This window comes from Microbispora rosea, assembly GCF_900156315.1.
Classification (GTDB): domain Bacteria; phylum Actinomycetota; class Actinomycetes; order Streptosporangiales; family Streptosporangiaceae; genus Microbispora; species Microbispora rosea.
This window is the reverse complement of the sequence record NZ_FTNI01000006.1, coordinates 213,445-231,253: the sequence shown is the minus strand read 5'-3', so window position 1 is coordinate 231,253 and position 17,809 is coordinate 213,445. Positions and strand designations below refer to the sequence as shown.

The 17,809-nt window shown below is 73.6% G+C and carries 16 protein-coding genes; 13 read left to right on the top strand and 3 right to left on the bottom strand.

Annotation, left to right across the window (positions count from 1 at the left end; genetic code table 11):
- From BXA11_RS11440 to BXA11_RS11400, 9 genes are all read left to right on the top strand, one after another.
- A complete protein-coding gene (locus tag BXA11_RS11440; RefSeq protein WP_143734198.1) occupies window positions 1-1,650 on the top strand; it encodes a DUF2079 domain-containing protein in 1,650 nt (549 codons plus the stop codon).
- Window positions 1,651-1,828: 178 nt separating this feature from the next.
- The gene (locus BXA11_RS11435; RefSeq protein ID WP_030505673.1) at window positions 1,829-3,031 is read left to right on the top strand and encodes a PucR family transcriptional regulator; all 1,203 of its coding nucleotides are present in this window, start codon (window positions 1,829-1,831) and stop codon (window positions 3,029-3,031) included.
- Between the two features lie 117 nt (window positions 3,032-3,148).
- The gene (locus BXA11_RS11430; RefSeq protein ID WP_076434473.1) at window positions 3,149-4,045 is read left to right on the top strand and encodes an ACP S-malonyltransferase; all 897 of its coding nucleotides are present in this window, start codon (window positions 3,149-3,151) and stop codon (window positions 4,043-4,045) included.
- Window positions 4,042-4,998 carry a beta-ketoacyl-ACP synthase III gene (locus BXA11_RS11425; protein ID WP_076434472.1) on the top strand — a complete coding sequence of 319 codons (957 nt, stop codon included), beginning with the start codon at window positions 4,042-4,044 and terminating at the stop codon, window positions 4,996-4,998. Before BXA11_RS11430 ends, BXA11_RS11425 begins: the two co-directional genes overlap by 4 nt.
- Window positions 4,999-5,078: 80 nt before the next feature.
- Window positions 5,079-5,318 (top strand): acyl carrier protein, encoded by a 240-nt coding sequence (locus BXA11_RS11420; protein ID WP_030505676.1) that lies wholly within the window; start codon window positions 5,079-5,081, stop codon window positions 5,316-5,318.
- A gap of 98 nt (window positions 5,319-5,416) precedes the next feature.
- On the top strand, window positions 5,417-6,649 hold the full coding sequence (gene fabF, locus BXA11_RS11415; protein WP_076434471.1) for a beta-ketoacyl-ACP synthase II: 1,233 nt from the start codon (window positions 5,417-5,419) through the stop codon (window positions 6,647-6,649).
- Between the two features lie 14 nt (window positions 6,650-6,663).
- Window positions 6,664-8,085: an acyl-CoA carboxylase subunit beta gene (locus BXA11_RS11410; RefSeq protein WP_076434470.1), complete on the top strand. Its 1,422-nt coding sequence runs from the start codon at window positions 6,664-6,666 to the stop codon at window positions 8,083-8,085.
- Between the two features lie 130 nt (window positions 8,086-8,215).
- A complete protein-coding gene (locus tag BXA11_RS11405; protein WP_076434469.1) occupies window positions 8,216-8,713 on the top strand; it encodes a hypothetical protein in 498 nt (165 codons plus the stop codon).
- Entirely contained in the window at window positions 8,710-9,636 is a 927-nt protein-coding gene (locus tag BXA11_RS11400) for an oxidoreductase (RefSeq protein WP_076434468.1), read from the top strand. Before BXA11_RS11405 ends, BXA11_RS11400 begins: the two co-directional genes overlap by 4 nt.
- Window positions 9,637-9,699: 63 nt before the next feature.
- On the opposite strand, the gene BXA11_RS11395 is transcribed toward BXA11_RS11400, so the two are convergent.
- Window positions 9,700-10,197, bottom strand: a complete 498-nt coding sequence (locus BXA11_RS11395) for a DUF3145 domain-containing protein (protein ID WP_036404524.1) — start codon at window positions 10,195-10,197, stop codon at window positions 9,700-9,702.
- 191 nt (window positions 10,198-10,388) lie between these two features.
- Here BXA11_RS11395 and BXA11_RS11390 point away from each other — a divergent pair, with 191 nt between their 5' ends.
- Genes BXA11_RS11390 through BXA11_RS11375 form a run of 4 tightly spaced genes read left to right on the top strand, consistent with a single transcriptional unit; the run spans window position 10,389 to window position 15,189 of the window.
- Window positions 10,389-11,408, top strand: coding sequence for a S8 family peptidase (locus tag BXA11_RS11390; RefSeq protein ID WP_076434467.1), 1,020 nt, complete (start codon window positions 10,389-10,391; stop codon window positions 11,406-11,408).
- A 45-nt stretch (window positions 11,409-11,453) separates the two neighbouring features.
- Window positions 11,454-11,981 carry an RNA polymerase sigma factor gene (locus BXA11_RS11385; protein WP_030505683.1) on the top strand — a complete coding sequence of 176 codons (528 nt, stop codon included), beginning with the start codon at window positions 11,454-11,456 and terminating at the stop codon, window positions 11,979-11,981.
- The gene (locus tag BXA11_RS11380) at window positions 11,978-12,526 is read left to right on the top strand and encodes a hypothetical protein (RefSeq protein WP_083744149.1); all 549 of its coding nucleotides are present in this window, start codon (window positions 11,978-11,980) and stop codon (window positions 12,524-12,526) included. The genes BXA11_RS11385 and BXA11_RS11380 overlap by 4 nt, the downstream gene beginning before the upstream one ends.
- Window positions 12,523-15,189: a CHAT domain-containing protein gene (locus tag BXA11_RS11375; protein WP_076434466.1), complete on the top strand. Its 2,667-nt coding sequence runs from the start codon at window positions 12,523-12,525 to the stop codon at window positions 15,187-15,189. The genes BXA11_RS11380 and BXA11_RS11375 overlap by 4 nt, the downstream gene beginning before the upstream one ends.
- Before the next feature lie 103 nt (window positions 15,190-15,292).
- On the opposite strand, the gene BXA11_RS11370 is transcribed toward BXA11_RS11375, so the two are convergent.
- Together BXA11_RS11370 and BXA11_RS11365 are read right to left on the bottom strand one after the other, a co-directional pair.
- On the bottom strand, window positions 15,293-16,105 hold the full coding sequence (locus BXA11_RS11370; protein WP_076434465.1) for a sulfurtransferase: 813 nt from the start codon (window positions 16,103-16,105) through the stop codon (window positions 15,293-15,295).
- 191 nt (window positions 16,106-16,296) lie between these two features.
- Window positions 16,297-17,685, bottom strand: a complete 1,389-nt coding sequence (locus BXA11_RS11365) for an MFS transporter (RefSeq protein WP_076434464.1) — start codon at window positions 17,683-17,685, stop codon at window positions 16,297-16,299.
- Window positions 17,686-17,809: the final 124 nt, after the last annotated feature.

The following is a 17,809-nucleotide window of genomic DNA, read 5'->3' as shown; positions in this document are numbered from 1 at the left end:
GTGATCACGGGGACCACGACGTCCGGGCAACCGGCGGAGGAGCCGCCCCGGAAAGGCAACGACCCCGACGACACCCTGGAGGCAGCCGCCGTGGACGGAACGGCCGTCGCGGAGCCCGGAGACGCCGCAGGCACCAGGCCGAGCGGCGAGGCGGAGCCCGCGGACACCGCCGCCGCCACGGCCGCCGCCGAACCGCAGGAGCGGCCGACCGGCGAGGCGGACGCGCGAGGCCCCGCCGCGCGGTTCCTGAGGTCCCACCGGCACCTGATCGCGCTGTCCGTGCTCTGCGCGCTGTCGTCGGCCCTGAACTGGACTCTTTCACTGCTCAGGTTCGCCCACTTCCAGGTGGCCACCTACGACCTGGTCATCTTCGACCAGGCGGTGCGCGGATACTCGCACTTCTCGGCGCCCACCGTGCCGCTGCGCGGAGTCACCGGCGGCTTCGGCATGGACTACATGCAGCTCGCCGACCACTTCTCGCCGATCCTGGCCGTGCTGGCGCCCCTCTACTGGCTCCACGACGGGCCCGAGACGCTGCTCGTCGCGCAGGCCGTGCTGTTCGCCCTGGCGATCCCGTTCGTGTGGATGTTCACCCGCCGCGTGCTGGGCACGCCGCACGCCTACCTCGTCTCCGTGGCGTACGCGATCTCCTGGCCCATCGCGCAGGCGACGGCGGTGGAGTTCCACGAGGTGGCCTTCGTGCCGCTGCTGAGCGCGATCGCCGTCGAGCGGCTGCACGCAGGGCGGCGACTGCCCGGGCTGCTCGCGGTGCTCGGCCTGCTGCTCACCAAGGAGGACCTGGGCCTCATGGTGGCGGGCCTCGGCGTCTGGCTGTTCTTCACCGGGCAGCGCAGGCTCGGCGCCGGGCTGGTGTTCACCGGCGTGGCCGTGTTCGAGGTGGTGCGCAAGTTCGTGATCCCCCTGGCGGGGGGCAACCCGGCGTACTACACGCGCTACTCCAAGCTCGGCGCGGACCTGCCGCAGATGGTGTGGAGCGCCGTCACGCACCCGCACCAGTTCGTGGCCATGCTCTTCGACGACCACTCGAAGTGGGACACCTGGGGCCTGCTGCTGTGGCCGGCGCTGTTCGTGTGCCTGCTGTCCCCGCTGTTCCTGGCGGCGCTGCCGCTGATCCTGGAGCGGCTGCTCGCCGACTCCGACAACTGGTGGTCGACCGGCTGGCACTACGACGCGTTCGTGGTGGTGATCCTGCTGATGGCCGGGGTGGACGGCGCCGCCCGGCTCATCCGCTGGCTGGAGCGGCGCGGGGTGCCACGTCCCGGACACGGCCTGCGGCTGGCCTACGCCGCCGCGGTCTTCGCGGTCGCGGTCACCACGGTCCCCTACCGGCCGTTCGACAACCTGATGAGCCCGGACTTCTACCACCCCGACCCCCGCACGGAGGCCAGGGAGCAGGCCATGAGCATGGTCCCCGACGGCGTGGTGGTGGAGGCGACCGACGACTTCGGCGCACGGCTGTCCGGCCGGACGACCGTGCTGTGGTGGGATTACCAGAAGCGCGGCACGCCCTGGATCGTGGCCTCGGTCAACAACGACCTGCGCGGCGTGGTGGACAGCTACCTGACCGAGGGCTACGAGCTGCGCCTCGACAGGGACGACATCGTCGTCCTGCACCGCATCGGCGCCTGAGGCCGCGAGCCGCGGCTCCGACCTGCGGAGACGCCGTCCACACCCCCGTACGGCACGATCAACGGCATGACCTGGCACGCTAGAGGGCGTGAGCGAGCGGGGCGCGTGGAACGGCGGACAGGTGCGTACGGACGGGCAGAGCGACGACGTCGTCCGGGTGGCCGGAGACGGTGTGCCGATGAGCGACGGGGTCCGGGAGGGCGCCGGGACCTGGGAGGACGCCGGAACCCGGGAGGACGACAGGATCCGGGAGGATACGGCGCGGCGGCTCGACCGGGCCATGGGCAGCCTCGGGACGGCCGCCATGGCCCGGATGGAGGAGCGGCTGGCCTGGTATCGCGCGCTGTCGGCCGAGGACAGATCGTGGGTCGGCCTGGTGGCGCAGGCCGGTATCGCGGCCTTCGTCGAGTGGTTCGGCCACGCGGGCGAGGGGCGGCCGACGCCGAGCATCGAGTTCTTCGGCACCGCGCCGCGCGAGCTCAAGCGCAGCGTGTCGCTCCAGCAGACGGTCGACCTGGTCCGCATCGTCGTCGAGGTCGTCGAGGCCCAGGTCGAGGAGCTGGCCGCGCCCGGCGGCGCGGAGCTGCTGCGGCACGCGATGCTGCGTTACACGCGCGACGTCGCCTTCGCCGCCGCCCAGGTGTACGCCAGGGAGGCCGAGGCGCGCGGCTCGTGGGACGCGCGGCTGGAGGCGCTGATCGTGGACGCGCTGGTGCGCGGCCAGGTCGACGACGGGCTGCACTCGTGGGCCGCCGCGCTCGGCTGGACCTCCGCGCCGGTCGTCGTCTTCGCCGGGTGCGCCCCCGACGAGGACCCGCAGAGCGTCATCGACGGGCTGCGCGACAAGGGGCGGCGCCTCGGCCACGAGCTGCTCGCCGGGGTACAGGGCGACCGGCTCATCGTCATCGTCGGCGGCGCGGACGGCGTCAAGGACGCGGCGCGCGGCGTGGTGGCGCGCTTCGGCCCCGGGCCCGTCGTGATCGGGCCGGAGGTGCCCGACCTGCACGCGGCGGCCAGCTCGGCCCGGGCCGCCATCGCCGGCTTGCGCGCCGCCGCCGGCTGGCCCGACGCCCCGCGCCCGGTCCTCGCCGAGGACCTGCTCGCCGAGCGCGCGCTGGACGGCGACGAGGACGCCAGGGCCCAGCTGGTGGAGAACGTCTACAAGCCGCTCGCCGGAACCCCGCTGCTCGACACGCTCGCGACATATCTGGAGCAGGGGACCTCCCTTGAGGCGACGGCCCGGCTGCTGTTCGTCCATCCCAACACCGTGCGGTACCGTCTACGTAAGATCACGGAACTGACCGGGTACCAGCCCACGGAGGGGCGGTCCGCATTCACCCTCCAGGTGGGTCTCATACTCGGACGCCTGTCCGTAACCTGAGCCGGGTGCCTTAATCAGCTCGACACCGAAACTGTAGGTACCCCACAACGCGGCGGCCACAAAGTTCGTTCGGATCTCCATCAGTGTGGTGAACCTCTACAGGGCAGGGTTGAGTACGTGCTCGTCATCGTCGCTCCGGGCCAAGGCGCCCAAACCCCAGGATTCCTCAGTCCGTGGCTCGAGATACCCGAGTTCCGCGAGCGGATCTCCGCGTGGTCGGAGATCGTGGAGCTCGATCTCGTGGCGTACGGGACGACCGCAGGCGCCGACGAGATCCGCGACACCGCTGTGGCCCAGCCCCTGCTCGTGGCGGCCGCCCTGGCGTCGTTCGAGACGCTCGGGGTCCGGCCCGGCATGGTCGCGGGACACAGTGTGGGCGAGCTCGCCGCCGCCGCCATCGCCGGGGTGCTGACCCCCGAGCAGGCCCTCGCCCTGGTGCGCGAGCGCGGCCGGGCGATGGCCAAGGCCGCCGCCGTCACCGAGACCGGCATGAGCGCGGTGCTCGGCGGCGCGGAGGAGGACGTCCTCGCCGCGATCTCCAAGCACGGGCTGACCCCCGCCAACATGAACGGCGCGGGCCAGATCGTCGCGGGCGGCACGCGGGAACAGCTGGAGGCCTTCGCGGCCGAGCCGCCGGAGAAGGCGCGGGTGCGCCCGCTGGCGGTCGCCGGAGCCTTCCACACCGTCCACATGGCCCCCGCCGTCGACCACCTGCGCGCGGAGGCCGAGGCTCTCGCCCCCGCGGACCCGTCGGTCACGCTGCTGTCCAACTCCGACGGCGCGGCCGTCTCCGGAGGAGGCGAGTTCCTCGACCGGCTGGTGAACCAGGTGGCCAACCCGGTCCGCTGGGACTCCTGCATGGCGACGATGGCCGAGCGCGGCGTCACCGCCATGATCGAGTTGCTGCCCGGCGGCACGCTGACGGGCCTGGCCCGGCGGGCCCTGCCCGGAGTGAAGACCGTCGCGCTCAAGACCCCTGACGACCTGGACACCGCCCGGGAGGTGCTGCAGTGAGGCTCGGCCAAGGCGCCCCCGCGGCGAGGATTCTCGCGTTCGGCGGATACCAGCCCGCCCAGGTCGTGACCAACGACGACCTCGCCGCCCGGATCGACACCAACGACGAGTGGATCCAGAGCCGCGTCGGCATCAAGGAACGCCGCGTGGCGGGCCCGCAGGAGTCGGAGATCGACCTCGCGGTGCAGGCGGGCGGCAAGGCCCTGGCGGCCAGCGGCCTGTCCAGCGACGACATCGACCTGGTGATCGTGGCGACCTGCACGATCGAGGCGCCCATCCCCAACGCCGCGGGCCGCGTCGCCCACCGGCTCGGCATCACCGCCCCCGGCGCCTTCGACCTCAACGCCGCCTGCGCCGGCTTCTGCTACGCGCTGGCCGCCGCGTCCGACGCCGTGCGGTCGGGTTCGGCGACCAACGTGCTGGTCGTCGGCAGCGAGAAGCTCACCCAGTGGGTCGACCCCGAAGACCGGTCGACCGTCGTGATCTTCGCCGACGGCGCGGGCGCCGCGGTCGTGGGCCCCTCCGACCAGCCCGGCATCGGCCCGGTGGCATGGGGCAGCGCCGGCGACAAGGCCGAGGCGATCCAGATCAAGGACCGCCAGTCCTTCCTCCATCAGGAAGGCCAGACGGTGTTCCGCTGGGCCACCACCGCGCTTCACCCGGTGGCCAAGCTCGCCTGCGAGCGTGCGGGCGTGGACCCCGCCGACCTGGCCGCCTTCGTCCCCCACCAGGCGAACCTGCGCATCGTCGAGGCCATCGCGCGCAAGCTGGGCGCCGACAACGCGGTCGTCGCCAGGGACATCGTGCTCGCCGGCAACACCTCCGCCGCGTCGATCCCGCTCGCGCTCTCGCGCATGATCGAGCGCGGCGAGGTCCAGTCGGGCGGCCTGGCGCTGCTGCTGGGCTTCGGCGCCGGCCTCACCTACGCCTCCCAGGTGATCGAGATCCCCTGAGGAACTTGTACGGCCTGCCGTACAGAGCTGGGGCAACCCAGGAAACCCGGAAGACAGTAAATCCAAGGAGTATTCGCGACATGGCACTGACCGAGCAGGAGATCCTCGCGGGCCTCGGCAAGATCATCAACGAGATCACCGGCATTTCGGCCGACGAGGTCACCCCGGAGAAGAGCTTCGTGGACGACCTGGACATCGACTCGCTCTCCATGGTCGAGATCGCCGTCGCGGCCCAGGACGAGTTCGGCGTCGAGATCCCCGACGACCAGCTCAAGAACCTCAAGACCGTCAAGGACGTCATCAGCTTCATCCAGGCCTAGTTCGACGGCCGCACGGACGTGCCCGTCCCGCCTCCGGCGAGGCGACAGGGCGCGTCCGGCCCCCTTTCACGCCCCGATACCAAGAGGAGTGCAGACAAGTGAGTAAGGACCGGGTACGTGTCGTAGTCACCGGGCTCGGCGCGACGACGCCCCTCGGTGGAGACGTCGCATCGACCTGGTCGGCGCTCCTCGAGGGGCGGTCGGGCATCCGCACGCTCACCGAGGACTGGGTCGACACCGTGCCGGTGAAGTTCGCCGGTGTGGCGGCCGTCGACCCCGGCGAGGTGCTTCCCCGGCCCGAGGCCAGGAGGCTCGACCGCGCCGAGCAGTTCGCCCTGATCGCCGCCAGGCAGGCCTGGCAGGACGCGGGCGCCCCCGAAGTGGACGGCGACCGTCTGGGCGTGGTGGTCGGCAGCGGCATCGGCGGCATCGGAACGATCCTGTCCGCCTACGACCTCTACCGGGAGAAGGGCTGGAACCGGCTGTCGCCGTTCACCGTGCCCATGCTCATGCCCAACGGCTCGGCCGGTTGGATCAGCATCGAGTTGGGCGCCAAGGCCGGCGCGCACGCCACGGTCAGCGCCTGCGCCACCGGCGCCGAGTCCATCGGCTACGGCATCGACATGATCCGCTCCGGCCGGGCCGACATGGTGGTCGCCGGCGGCACCGAGGCGGCGATCCACGGTCTGAACGTGGCGTCGTTCGCCGCGGCGCGGGCCATGTCGACCCGCAACGACGAGCCCGAGCGCGCCTCCCGCCCGTTCGACAAGGGCCGCGACGGCTTCGTGCTCGGCGAGGGTGCGGGCATCGTGGTGCTGGAGTCGGAGGAGCACGCCCTGGCTCGCGGCGCCCGCATCTACGCCGTGGCCGCCGGAGCCGGTTACACCAGCGACGCCTACCACATCACCGGGCTGGACCCGGACGGCAAGGGCGGCACGGAGGCCATGCTCCGGGCCCTCAAGAACGCGGACCTCGCTCCGTCGGACGTCGTCCACGTCAACGCCCACGCCACGTCGACCCCGCTCGGCGACGAGATCGAGGCCCGTGCGATCAAGGACGCCATCGGCGACCACGCGATCGTCACCGCCACCAAGTCGATGACCGGCCACCTCCTCGGCGGCGCCGGCGGCATCGAGTCGATCTTCACCATTCTCGCCCTGCACGAGCGGATCGTGCCGGCCATCGCGAACCTGGACGACCCGGCCGACGGCATCGAAATCGACCTCGTACGCGGCGAACCCCGCAAGCTCGAGGGCGATCAGCTCGCCGCGATCAACAACTCCTTCGGGTTCGGCGGACACAACGTCGCCGTGGCCTTCACGACGGTTTGACAAGGGAGTCTCGAATGACAGTGCTGGACAGCAGGACGGTGGCCGACGCCGCCGACGCCGCCGCCGTCGACCCCCGTGACCCCCTGGTGCGCCTGGGCCACCTGCTGGACGAGGGCTCGATCCGGCCGATCACCCCCGAGGACAAGAGCGGCGTGCGGGCGGTGGCCGGGCGCATCGAAGGCGTGCCGGTCGTGGCGTTCTGCAGCGACGCCCGGGTCCAGGGCGGCGCCATGGGCGCTGAGGGCTGTGAGCACATCGTCCACGCCTACGACGTCGCCGTGCGGGAGCGGGTGCCGATCATCGGCCTCTGGCACTCCGGCGGCGCGCGGCTCGCCGAGGGCGCGGAGTCCCTGCACGCGGTCGGCCGGGTGTTCGCCGCCATGACCAAGGCGTCGGGCCTGGTCCCCCAGATTTCCGTCGTGGTCGGCCCGGTGGCCGGCGGCGGCGCGTACGGCCCCGCCCTGACCGACATCGTGATCCTCGCCGACAACGGCCGCATCTTCGTGACCGGGCCGGACGTCGTGCGCAGCGTGACCGGCGAGGAGACCGACATGGCCTCGCTCGGCGGTCCGGAGCCGCACAGCAAGCGCAGCGGCGTCGTCCACGTCGTCACCAAGGACGAGCCCGAGGCCATGCTGCGGGCCCGCCAGCTCGCCTGCCTGCTCGGCCACCAGGGCCGGGTGCGCGGCGAGGTGGACGAGGTCGAGTTCGGCAGCCTGCTCCCCGACAACCCCCGCCGTGCCTACGACGTGCACCCGCTGGTCAACGGGCTGCTCGACGAGCCCGGCGTGGAGCTGCACCCCAAGTGGGCGCCGAACATCGTCACCACCCTGGGCCGGCTCGGCGGCCGCACGGTCGGCGTCATCGCCAACAACCCCATGCGGCTCGGCGGCTGCCTCGACTCCGCCTCCGCGGAGAAGGCCGCCCGGTTTGTCCGGATGTGCGATGCCTTCGGGGTGCCGCTGGTGGTGCTCGTGGACGTGCCCGGCTACCTCCCCGGCGTCGGCCAGGAGCACGACGGGATCGTACGGCGCGGCGCGAAGCTGCTGCACGCGTTCGCCGAGGCGTCCGTGCCCCGCGTCACACTGATCACCCGCAAGGCGTACGGCGGTGCCTACATCGCGATGAACTCCCGCTCGCTCGGCGCGACCCGGGTGTTCGCCTGGCCGGACATCCAGGTGGCGGTCATGGGCGCGGTCGCCGCCGTACGCATCCTCAAGCGACGCGAGCTGGCCGCCGCCCCGGAGGAGGAGCGCTCCGACCTCGAGGCCCGGCTGGCCGAGGAGCACGAGAAGACGGCGGGCGGCCTCCAGCGCGCCCTCGACCTCGGCGTGATCGACGAGGTGATCGAGCCGGCCAAGACGCGCGGCGTGATCGCCCGGGTGCTCGCCCAGGCCACCCCGGCCCGGGGTGCCCACGGCAACATCCCGCTCTGACGACACACGACAAGCGCCGGTCCCCGCGTTCGGGGGCCGGCGCTTTCGCGTTCTCCCAGAGCGGATGCTAACTACTTGACGTGTACCGACAAGTACTTGATGCTTGTCGTCAAGTAGAAGGGAGGCGGGCATGGACGAGCGCCGCGAACTGGCCGAGGATCTGTGCCGGGTCGTCGGCGGCAGAGTGCTCGGCGCGCTGGAGATCCTCTTCGAGCCGGACGAGCTGTCCGGCGAGGACACGCGACTGCGCGAGCTCCTGACGGTGAAGAGCCGGGCCTGGGCGGAGGTGCTGTGCGGCGAGGACGACCGCGCCGCCGCCTTTCTCGCGATCCGGCTGGTGAGCGCGCTGTATCCGGGCGACGCACCCTTAGACCCACCGGCCGCGTGGTGGGCCACGCCCCTGGGCCGGGCGGTCGCCCGGCGCGCGGGGCACCCCGCCGCGACCGCGGTGCCGGTCTCGGTCGCCGCGGCGATGCTCGGCATCACCCGTCAGGGCGTGCACGATCTGGTGCGCCGGCGCAAGCTCGACCGCGATCCCGAGGGTGCGATCACCACGGCGTCGATCCAGGCTCGCCTCTCCCGCAGTCGCGGCGACCAGGCCGCGGCGGGCATGAGGAGGCGTGAATGACTGTTCCCATCGGTTCCACCGGCGATGTCCTTCGACTCGCGGACGGCCTGGCCGTCGGGAGGCTGGGGTATGGGGCGATGCAACTGCCGGGTCCGGGGGTGTGGGGCCCGCCGCGGGACCACGCCGCCGCGCTCGCCGTGCTGCGCCGGGCCGTGGAATTCGGCGTCACCCATATCGACACCAGCGACTTCTACGGCCCGCATGTGGCCAACGACCTGATCAAGGAGGCTCTGCACCCCTATCCGGACGGCCTGGTCATCGCCACCAAGGTCGGCGTGGTCCGCGACGAGTGGCACGGCTTCGAGGCCGCCGCGGAGCCGGAGCGGCTGCGCGAGCAGGTCGAGGAGAACCTGACGCGGCTCGGCCGGGCCCGGCTCGACCTCGTCTATCTGCGGGTGGGCGGCGACGGGCTGCTGTTCCCCGGCGAGGCGCCCTTCGCCGAGTCCTTCGGGGCCCTCGCCGAGCTCCGCGAACGCGGGCTGATCCGGGCGCTCGGACTCAGCGGCGTGACGACGGGGCAACTGGCCGAGGCGCGCGCGATCGCGCCCGTGGCCGCGGTGCAGAACCGGTTCCACCTGTTCGACCGGTCGGGCGCGGAGGTCCTGGCCGCGTGCGAGGAGGCGGGCATCGCGTTCACCTCCTACTTCCCGCTCGCCGCCGGCATGCTCCGGCCCGGGCTCGACCTGTCGCAGGCCCCGCCCGGCATGGCCCCCTCGGCCGGGCAGTTCGCCGCGCTCGACGAGGTCGCCGGACGATACGGCGCGACCCGCGCCCAGGTGGCGCTCGCCTGGCTGCTCGGCAGTTCCCCCGTCACCCTGGCCATTCCCGGCACGTCCTCGCTCGCGCACCTGGAGGAGAACATGGCCGCGGCCCGGCTGCGACTGTCTCCCGAGGACATCGCCCTGCTGGACGGGCTCGCCTGAGCCGGCGTCGCCCGGCCTCCATGCGGGGCCGGGCGGGGCGAAACAGGCCGCCGTGGCGCAGGATCAGACGGCCGCGTGCAGCCAGCGCACGGGCGCGCCCTCGCCCGCGTACCGGAACGACTCCAGCTCCTCGTCCCACTGCTTGCCGAGCAGACGGTCGAGCTCGTCCTCAAGGACGACCCGGCCCTGGGCGGCCATCAGCATCACGTTGCGTAGCCGGTCCTCGGGGACCAGGATGTCCCCGTTCGCGCCGACGACCGCCGTGAAGGCACCCAGCGTCGGCGTGTAGGCGTGCCGGGAGCCGTCGACACCCGGCGAGGCGTCCTCGGTTATCTCGAACCGGATGCGCTGCCAGCCCATGAGTGAGGACGTGATCGCCGCGGCCGTGCCGGGACGCCCCTCCCACTCGGCCTGGGCCCGCAAGGTCCCGGGCGCGGCGGGCTGGGCGGTCCACGTCAGGTCGACGGGAACGCCAAGAACGCCTGCGACGGCCCACTCGATGTGCGGGCACAGCGCAGGCTGAGCCGAGTGGACGTACAGGACGCCACGAGCAGCAGCCACCGGACCTCCCAATTCGCATGAGGTGCGCCTTCCCCAACGGCCTCACACTTGGAATGATCACGGTTGAATGACTGTAGGAGAGACTACCGTCCGTCGCAGTCTGGCACCAGAGGGGGGTCATACCGATTGGTGCTTGGCGACCAACCAATTCGGGAAGGACACGTTCCGTAACCATCACGGAAAGGCCCCCGATGCGCAGCCGGCTCGTCGAACCCCTTCCGGGACGGCCCGTTCTGATCCGGCCCGACGAACTCCTGACCTCCTCTCCCACCGCCGTCGCCCGGTGGGCCCTGGCCTCCGAGCCCCTTCCGGGCGCCGGCCGCGTCCACCGCGTACGGCTGCCGCCGGGCACCGACGTGATCGACCTGACGGCCACGCTCCGCGACCGCGGGCACGCCGCCTCCCCCAACCACGTCCTGTCCGGCCAGCCGCTGTTCTTCGGCGGGCCCGGCGGGCCACCCGCGCCCGCGGCGGCCCCGCCGTACGAGCCGGGCGAGCCGGGAGAGGTCGTCGCGGCGGTCCTCGACACCGGCCTGGCGCCACATCCGTGGGTGGCGCGGTGGTACGACGACGACATCGCCGAGACGCCCGACGCGGACGGCGACGGCGTGCGCGACCGGCAAGCGGGGCACGGCACGTTCGTGGCCGGACTGATCCTGCGGCACGCGCCCGGCGTCCGGCTGCGCGTCCTCCGCCTCCTCGACAGCGACGGCGTGAGCGACGAGGCGGCGCTGCTGCGCGCGCTCGCCGTGCTGCGCGGCGGCAGGACCGACGTGGTGAACCTCTCCTTCGGCGGCCCCACCTTCGACGACGCGCCGCCCCTCGGGCTGGCCGAGGCGCTCGCGGGCTTCCCCGCCGTCGTCGCGTGCGCGGGCAACACCGCGTCGTCGCGTCCCTTCTGGCCCGCGGCCCTGCCCGGTGTGGTCGCGGTCGGCGCGCTCGACGGCGACGGCAGGGCCGGATTCTCCGCGTACGGCCCATGGGTGGACGTCTGGGCCCCGGGTGTCGGGCTCACCAGCAGCTTCCTCAGTTACGGCGACTTCCGCGGCTACGCCACCTGGAGCGGCACCTCGTTCGCCGCCGCCGTCGTCACCGGCGCGCTCGCCCGCCTGTGCCGGGAGGTTCCGCCGGCGGAGGCCGTACGGCGCCTGCTCGACGGCGGCCGGCGGGTAGCGGATCTCGGGGTGGTCGTGACGAGCGGGGATCGGTAAGGTTCTTGTCACCATACGCTTCCCCCCGAGCGCGCAGAGTGACGGATGCCGACAGACAACTCCTTCGCCACCATCGACCAGGCCACCTGGGAGGACCTGGTCGCCCGATTCGACGGCAGGATGTGGGCGGTCGCCCGGGCGTTCGGGCTGAGCGCCGCCGACGCGGCCGACGCCGTGCAGGGCGCGTGGCTCCGGCTCGTGGAGAGCGCGGGCACGATCCGCGACCCCGAACGGATCGGCGCGTGGCTCGTCACCACGACCCGGCACGAGGCGGCCCGGCTCAGCCGCAGGGCACGCGGGGAGGTGGTCTCCGACCTGGACGTGCCGGACACGGCGCTGCCCGACCCGACGGCCGCGGTGGTGGACGCGGACTTCGGCAGGCAGGTGTGGCGCAGGCTCGACCTGCTCGGTGAGCCGTGCCGGTCGCTCATCCGCCTGTACGTGCTCCACCCCGAGGCGCGCTACACCCAGATAGCGGTCCGTCTCAACCTTCCGATCGGCAGCATCGGCCCCACCCGGGCCCGCTGCATGGCCCGCCTGCGCGCTCTCGTCGAGGAGGAGGAGACCCGTTGAGGGAGGAATACCTGCTGGCGGCCCTGCGCATGGGAGCGGGCGCCGATCCGGTGCCGGAGGGCGTGTCGGCCGCCGCCCGGGCGGTCTTCGGCCTGCGGGTGCCCGGAGGCGTGCCCGCCGGGCCGGTCGACCTGCCCGTGCCACCGGGGACCCGCTCCTCCGCCGAGGCCGGGGCGGCGCAGACTGGGGCGGCGCAGACTGAGGCGGTTGAGGCCGGGACAGCGCAGACCGAGACAGCGCAGACCAGAGCGGCGCAGACCGGAGCCGCGCAGGCCGGCGTCCGCCGCTTCAGCGCGGACGGCCTGGTCATCGACGTCGAGACGGCCGTCATCGGCGGGCGCATGGAGGTGGCCGGTCAGGTGTCCCCCGTCCCCGGACCCGACGCCAGGATCGAGGTGCGGACCCCGCACATCGCCAAGGTCCGCATCCCCTCCGGCAGCGGCCACTTCGCGGTGGCCGGCCTGCCGCCCGGGTGGCTGAGCGTCGTCTGCCACCGGCCCGGCCATCCGCCGGTCTTCACCCGCTGGATCCACGTGCACCTATGACCTCTCCCGGGGACCCGCTGGACATGGATCTGCTCGACAGGGCCGAGGCCGCCGTGCGGCTCTCCGCGACCGACCCCCGGCTGGCCCTCGCGGAGGCGAGAGCCGTACTGGACCTGGCCGGGTGGCCGGGGCCCGCGGGCGCGTACGGCGAGGCGGCGTCGGTGGCGTTGCGCGCCACGGCGCTGGCGGCCCGTGAGCTGGGCGACCTCGAACTCGCCGGGGAGCGGCTGGAGGAGGCGATCGCGGCGGGACGCGAGTTTCCGCGCCGGGTGGCGCAGGCCCGGATGTCGCTCGTCACGGTGCGGGCCCAGCTCGGCGACCCCGAGGGTGGGCTGCGCCTCGCCGAGCTCGCCGAGCGGGATCTCTCGGGAGCGGACCTCGCGAGGCTCGGCGTGCAGCGGTCGGTCGCCCTGATCCTGCTGGGACGGCACGAGGAGGCCGTACGGCACTGCGACCGGGCGATCGGCCTGCTGGACGACGACCCCCGCTTCCGGGCGGGCGGGCTGCTCAACCGTGGCCTCGCGCACACCTACCTTGAGCGGTACGGCGAGGCCGAGGCCGATCTCGCGGAGTGCGCCCGGGTCGCGAGGTCGGCCGGCCTGGACCACGTCGCGATGCTGGCGGAGGGCAATCTGCCGTTCCTGGCCGCCCGGCGCGGTGACATCGCCGCCGCCTTCGCGCGATACCGGGCGGCCGAGACCACCCTGTTCGGCTTCCCTGAACGGCTCGCGGTGATGCGCACGGACTTCGCCGAGGCGCTGTTGGCCGCGCGCCTTACCGGCGAGGCGCGCACGCTGCTCGAACAGGCCGTCCCCGAACTGGCGGCGGCCGGGGCGCAGGCAGCGGTCCCCGGCGCGCGACTGCTGCTCGCCCAGGCCGCGCTCCTCGCCGGGGACGCCGCGCTGGCCGCCTCGACGGCACGCACCGCGCTCGCGGAGCTGGACGCGCAGGGCAGGACGGCCTGGCTTCCCCTGGCCAGGGAGGTCGTACTGCGCGCCCGCCTCGCGGAGGCCTCCACTCCACCGGCCGCACCCGCGCACGAGGCGGCGGGCGCCGAGAGCCTGGTCACGGATTTGATCACCTGCGCCGACGCGCTCGCGACGTGCGGGTGGCCAGGGGCCTCGGCCGCGCTGCGGCTCACCGCCGCGGCGGCGGCCGTACGGCTGGGCGCGATCACGCACGCCCGCACGCAGCTCGACCGCGCCGCCGCCGCCACCCGCCCGCTCGTACGGTGGCACGCGGTAGCGATGCGGCACCGGTTGGACGGAGACCTCGATCGGGCCTTGGAGGCCGCGGCCCGGGGGATCGAGGCCGTGCACGCCCCCGGCGGCGACGCCAATCGGCGCGACGGCGACGCCGGTCCACGCGAGCGCGGCGCGGCACGCGACATGGCACAGGACACGGCACGAGACGCGGCACAGGACGCGGAGCTGCGGGTGCACGCGGCACGGCCGGCCGAAGATCTCGCCGCGCTCGGCCTGGAGATCGCCCTCGACCGGGCCCGGCGGACGGGCGACGCGCGAACGGTGCTCGACTGGGCCGAGCGGTGGCGGGCGGTCGTGCGCGGCGCCCCGGCTCCCGCGTCGGCGCCGCCCGGTGTCCCGCCCGCCGGTTCCGGGCTGCTCGTAGAGTTCGTGCGGCGCGGCGACGATCTGTTCGCCGTCACGGCCGGGGCTAGGGGATGCGCGCTGCGGTCCCTCGGCAGCTACCAGGCGGCGGTGGAGGCGACCGTGCGGATCAGGTACGGCCTGCGCCGCCGCGCCATGCTCGACACACTGCGAGACACCTCGCGCGACACCCTGCGAGACCCTGGACACGTCACAGCGCCCGAAACCCTGCGCGACACTTCGCCCGGCGCGGACGCCCTTTCCGGGGCGGTGGACGAGGGGATCGCCCGCGAACTGTGCGCGCTCGACCATGTTCTCCTGTCCGGTCCCGGCACCTTGACGTCGGCGGGGAGCACGCCCGGCGGCCCGGTGACGGTCGTGCCCACCGGAGCGTTGTGCACGCTGCCCTGGCCGCTGCTTCCCTCGCTGCGCGGCCGGCCCGTGTCGGTGGCGGCCGACGCCACCGCGTGGCTCGCCCCGCGCCGGGGCTCGGCCGGCGCCCCACTGGTGCTGTCGCTCGCCGGGCCGGGTCTCGACCACGCCGCGGCCGAGGCCGACATGGTCGCCGCCGCGCACGCGCGGGGGCGGCGCGTCGGCGCCACCAGGACGGAAGTGCTCCGCGCGATCGAGCGGGCCGACGTGCTCCACGTCGCCGCCCACGGGATGTTCAGCCCCCGCGGGCCCATGCTGTCGCAGATCACGCTCGATGACGGGCCGCTCATGGCCTACGACCTGCTGGCCGCGCGGCGGATCCCCCGGCTCGTCGTGCTGTCGGCCTGCGACGCCGGGATGGCCCACGCCCCGGTGGACGGCGCGGCGCTGGGCCTCGCCGGGGCCTTCCTCGACAGCGCCGCCCGCAACGGGGACGCCGCGTGCGTGGTGGCCGGTGTGGTGCCGGTGCGCGACGACGAGGCGCCGGCGCTCATGACGCTCTTCCACACCCTGCTGGCCGAGGGCCGCTCCCCCGCCGAGGCGCTGGCCCGGGCCGCCGAGAAGACGGCCGTGCCGGGCTTCGTCTGCTTCGGCGCCGGCGACGAGCCCTTCGCCGCGGGCTGACGGCCTAACACCCGAGCCCACCGCCCGAGTCCACCGCCCGAGCCCACCGCCGGGACCGAGCACGGACCGAACGCCGGCACCGAACGCGGACCGAGCGCCGGGGTCAGCCGGTCGCGACCGGCCTGCCGGGGTCGGCGACCCAGTTGGACCACGAGCCGACGTACAGGGCCGCCGGCAGCCCGGCGATCTCCAGTGCGAGCACCTCGTGGGCGGCCGTGACCCCCGACCCGCAGTACGCGCCGACGGGCACACCCTCGACCGCCCCGAGGCTGTTGAAGCGCTCGCGCAGGAACTCCCTGGCGTGGAACCGGCCGCCGGGTTCGACGTTCTCGAAGGTCGGGGCGCTGATCGCACCGGGGACGTGCCCGGCGACCGGGTCGAGCGGCTCCACCTCGCCCCGGTAGCGCTCGGCCGCCCTGGCGTCGAGCAGCACGCCGTCGGAGGCCAGCGCGGCGGCCTGATCGGCGTCGAGCACCGGCATCCCGCCCGGCCGCGCGGTGAAGTCGCCCGGCGGGACGGCACCCTCGTCCTTGGTCAACGCAAGCCCGGCCCGGGTCCAGGCCCGCAGCCCGCCGTCGAGCACGCGCACGTCGCCGTGGCCGAAGTAGCGCAGCGTCCACCAGGCCCTGGCCGCCGCCGTCGAGTCGGCCTCGTCGTAGACGACCACCGGCCGGCCTTCGGACACTCCCAGACGGCGCATCGCCTCCTGGAACGCCTCGGGCGCGGGCAGCGGATGCCGTCCGGCGGGCCCGGCGGGGGCGGCGAGGTCGGCGTTGAGGTCGCAGAAGACCGCGCCGGGGATGTGGCCCTCGCGGTACGCCTCGGCGCCGGGCGGCCCGCCCAGCCGCCAGCGGACGTCGAGGATCGCGGCGTCGCCGATCGCGGCGAGCTCCTCAGGACTGATCAGCGGGCTCATGCCATCCCCCTCGCCTTCGCGTCCCTGCCGGACGGTGCCGCAGCCATTGTGCCAAGCCTGCCGAGTCCAACGCGCCTCGGGACGCGGCGGCGCATGCACAGGTAGAGGTCGGTGTGGGCGAAGGCCGACCGGTTGCGCCTGGTGACGACGTCGCGCGGGCGCCCGGCCAGGTCGCCGACGATCTGGCCGGGTCAGGTTCGGCCGACGCGGCGCAGCGACCGGTCGGCGAGGGTGCCGGCCAGCAGCAGCACCGAGGCGCCCAGCAGGAGCAGGCTCAGGTCGTGCAGCCCGGCGGTGGTGGCGCCGTGCCGGTAGAACGTCGCGTTGGCGGCCGAGGCGCTCAGCGCGCCGAGATATCCGAACGTGCGCAGCAGCCCGGCCGAGGAGCCCATGCGGGCCGGGTCGGCCTGCGCGTACAGCGCGTTCTGGTTGGCCAGCCCGTTGAGGCCCTGCGCGACGCCGACGAACGCGCCGATCAGCGCCAGCAGCCACATCGGGCTCCCGGAGCCGGCCGTCAGCATCGTGGCGCAGCCGGCGATCTGCGCCGCGGCGCCCACGGCGAGCTTGCCGCGCACCTCGGCGCGGCGGCCGGTGAGGGCGGTCACGGCGATGGCCGTCGCCGACATGGGCAGAAGCAGCAGCCCGGCGGCCGAGGGGCCGAGCGACCTGCCGTCCTGCAGCCACTGGGGGAACCCGTACATGAAGGCGTAGGAGGTCGTGTAGGCCAGCCACTGCCTGCCGTAGGTGGCCAGCAACGGCGGGTTGCCGCCCAGCACCCGCAGGTCGAGGAACGGCTGCGCCGTCCGCAGTTCCCGTACGGCGAAGCAGGCTCCGGCGAGCGCGACGACCACCAGCAGCCACCAGAGCTCCCACGCCGGGTTCATCAGGAACGTCATGAACGCCGTGAGCGTGCCGGCGAACAGCGCCATGCCGATCACGTCCAGTCCCCCGCCGGGCCGCGCGGCAGCGGAACCGCGGGGCAGTCGCCGCGCGCCGAGGACGAGGCAGGCGGCCGAGAGCGGCACGTTGACGGCGAAGATGAGATGCCAGCCGCCCGCTCCGATGAGCAGGCCGCCCAGGGTCGGCCCGATGACCGCGATGACCTGGTTGGAGATCGACAGCGCCGCCAGGATGCCGCTGGGACTGCGCATGCCTGTGCGGTCGGCCTCGGCGCGCAGCAGGAACATCGACGCGGGGTAGGCGGCGGAGGTGCCGATCCCGAGGAGGACCCGCGACACGATCAGGACGCCGAGGCTGGGCGCGAGCACGCCCAGCAGCCCGGCGGCGCCGACGAGCGCCGTGCCCGTCAGGTAGAGCGGCCGCGGGCCGAAGGTGTCCACCAGCCGCCCGATGACCGGCTGCCCGACGGCGGTGGCGAGGTAGAGCCCCGTCACCAGCCACGCGGTGTGCGCGGGCGAGGCGTGGAACCAGCGGCCGATCGGCACGAGTGCCACCGCCAGCATCGAGGAGTTGATCGGGTTCAGGATCGAGCCCAGGATCATCGGGGCGATCAGCCGGCGGTCGAAGCCGCCGGCATCCGATCGGCGCCCGGCCCGGAAGGCTGCCGGAACCCGGGTCATGCCCGGAGCCCGATCACTACTGAACTCCGATCAGACTGCACCCCGAGCACGACTGCGCCCCGATCAAAATTGCGCCCCGATCACGCTGAACCCCGATCACGCTGAACCCCGGTGACGACTGCGC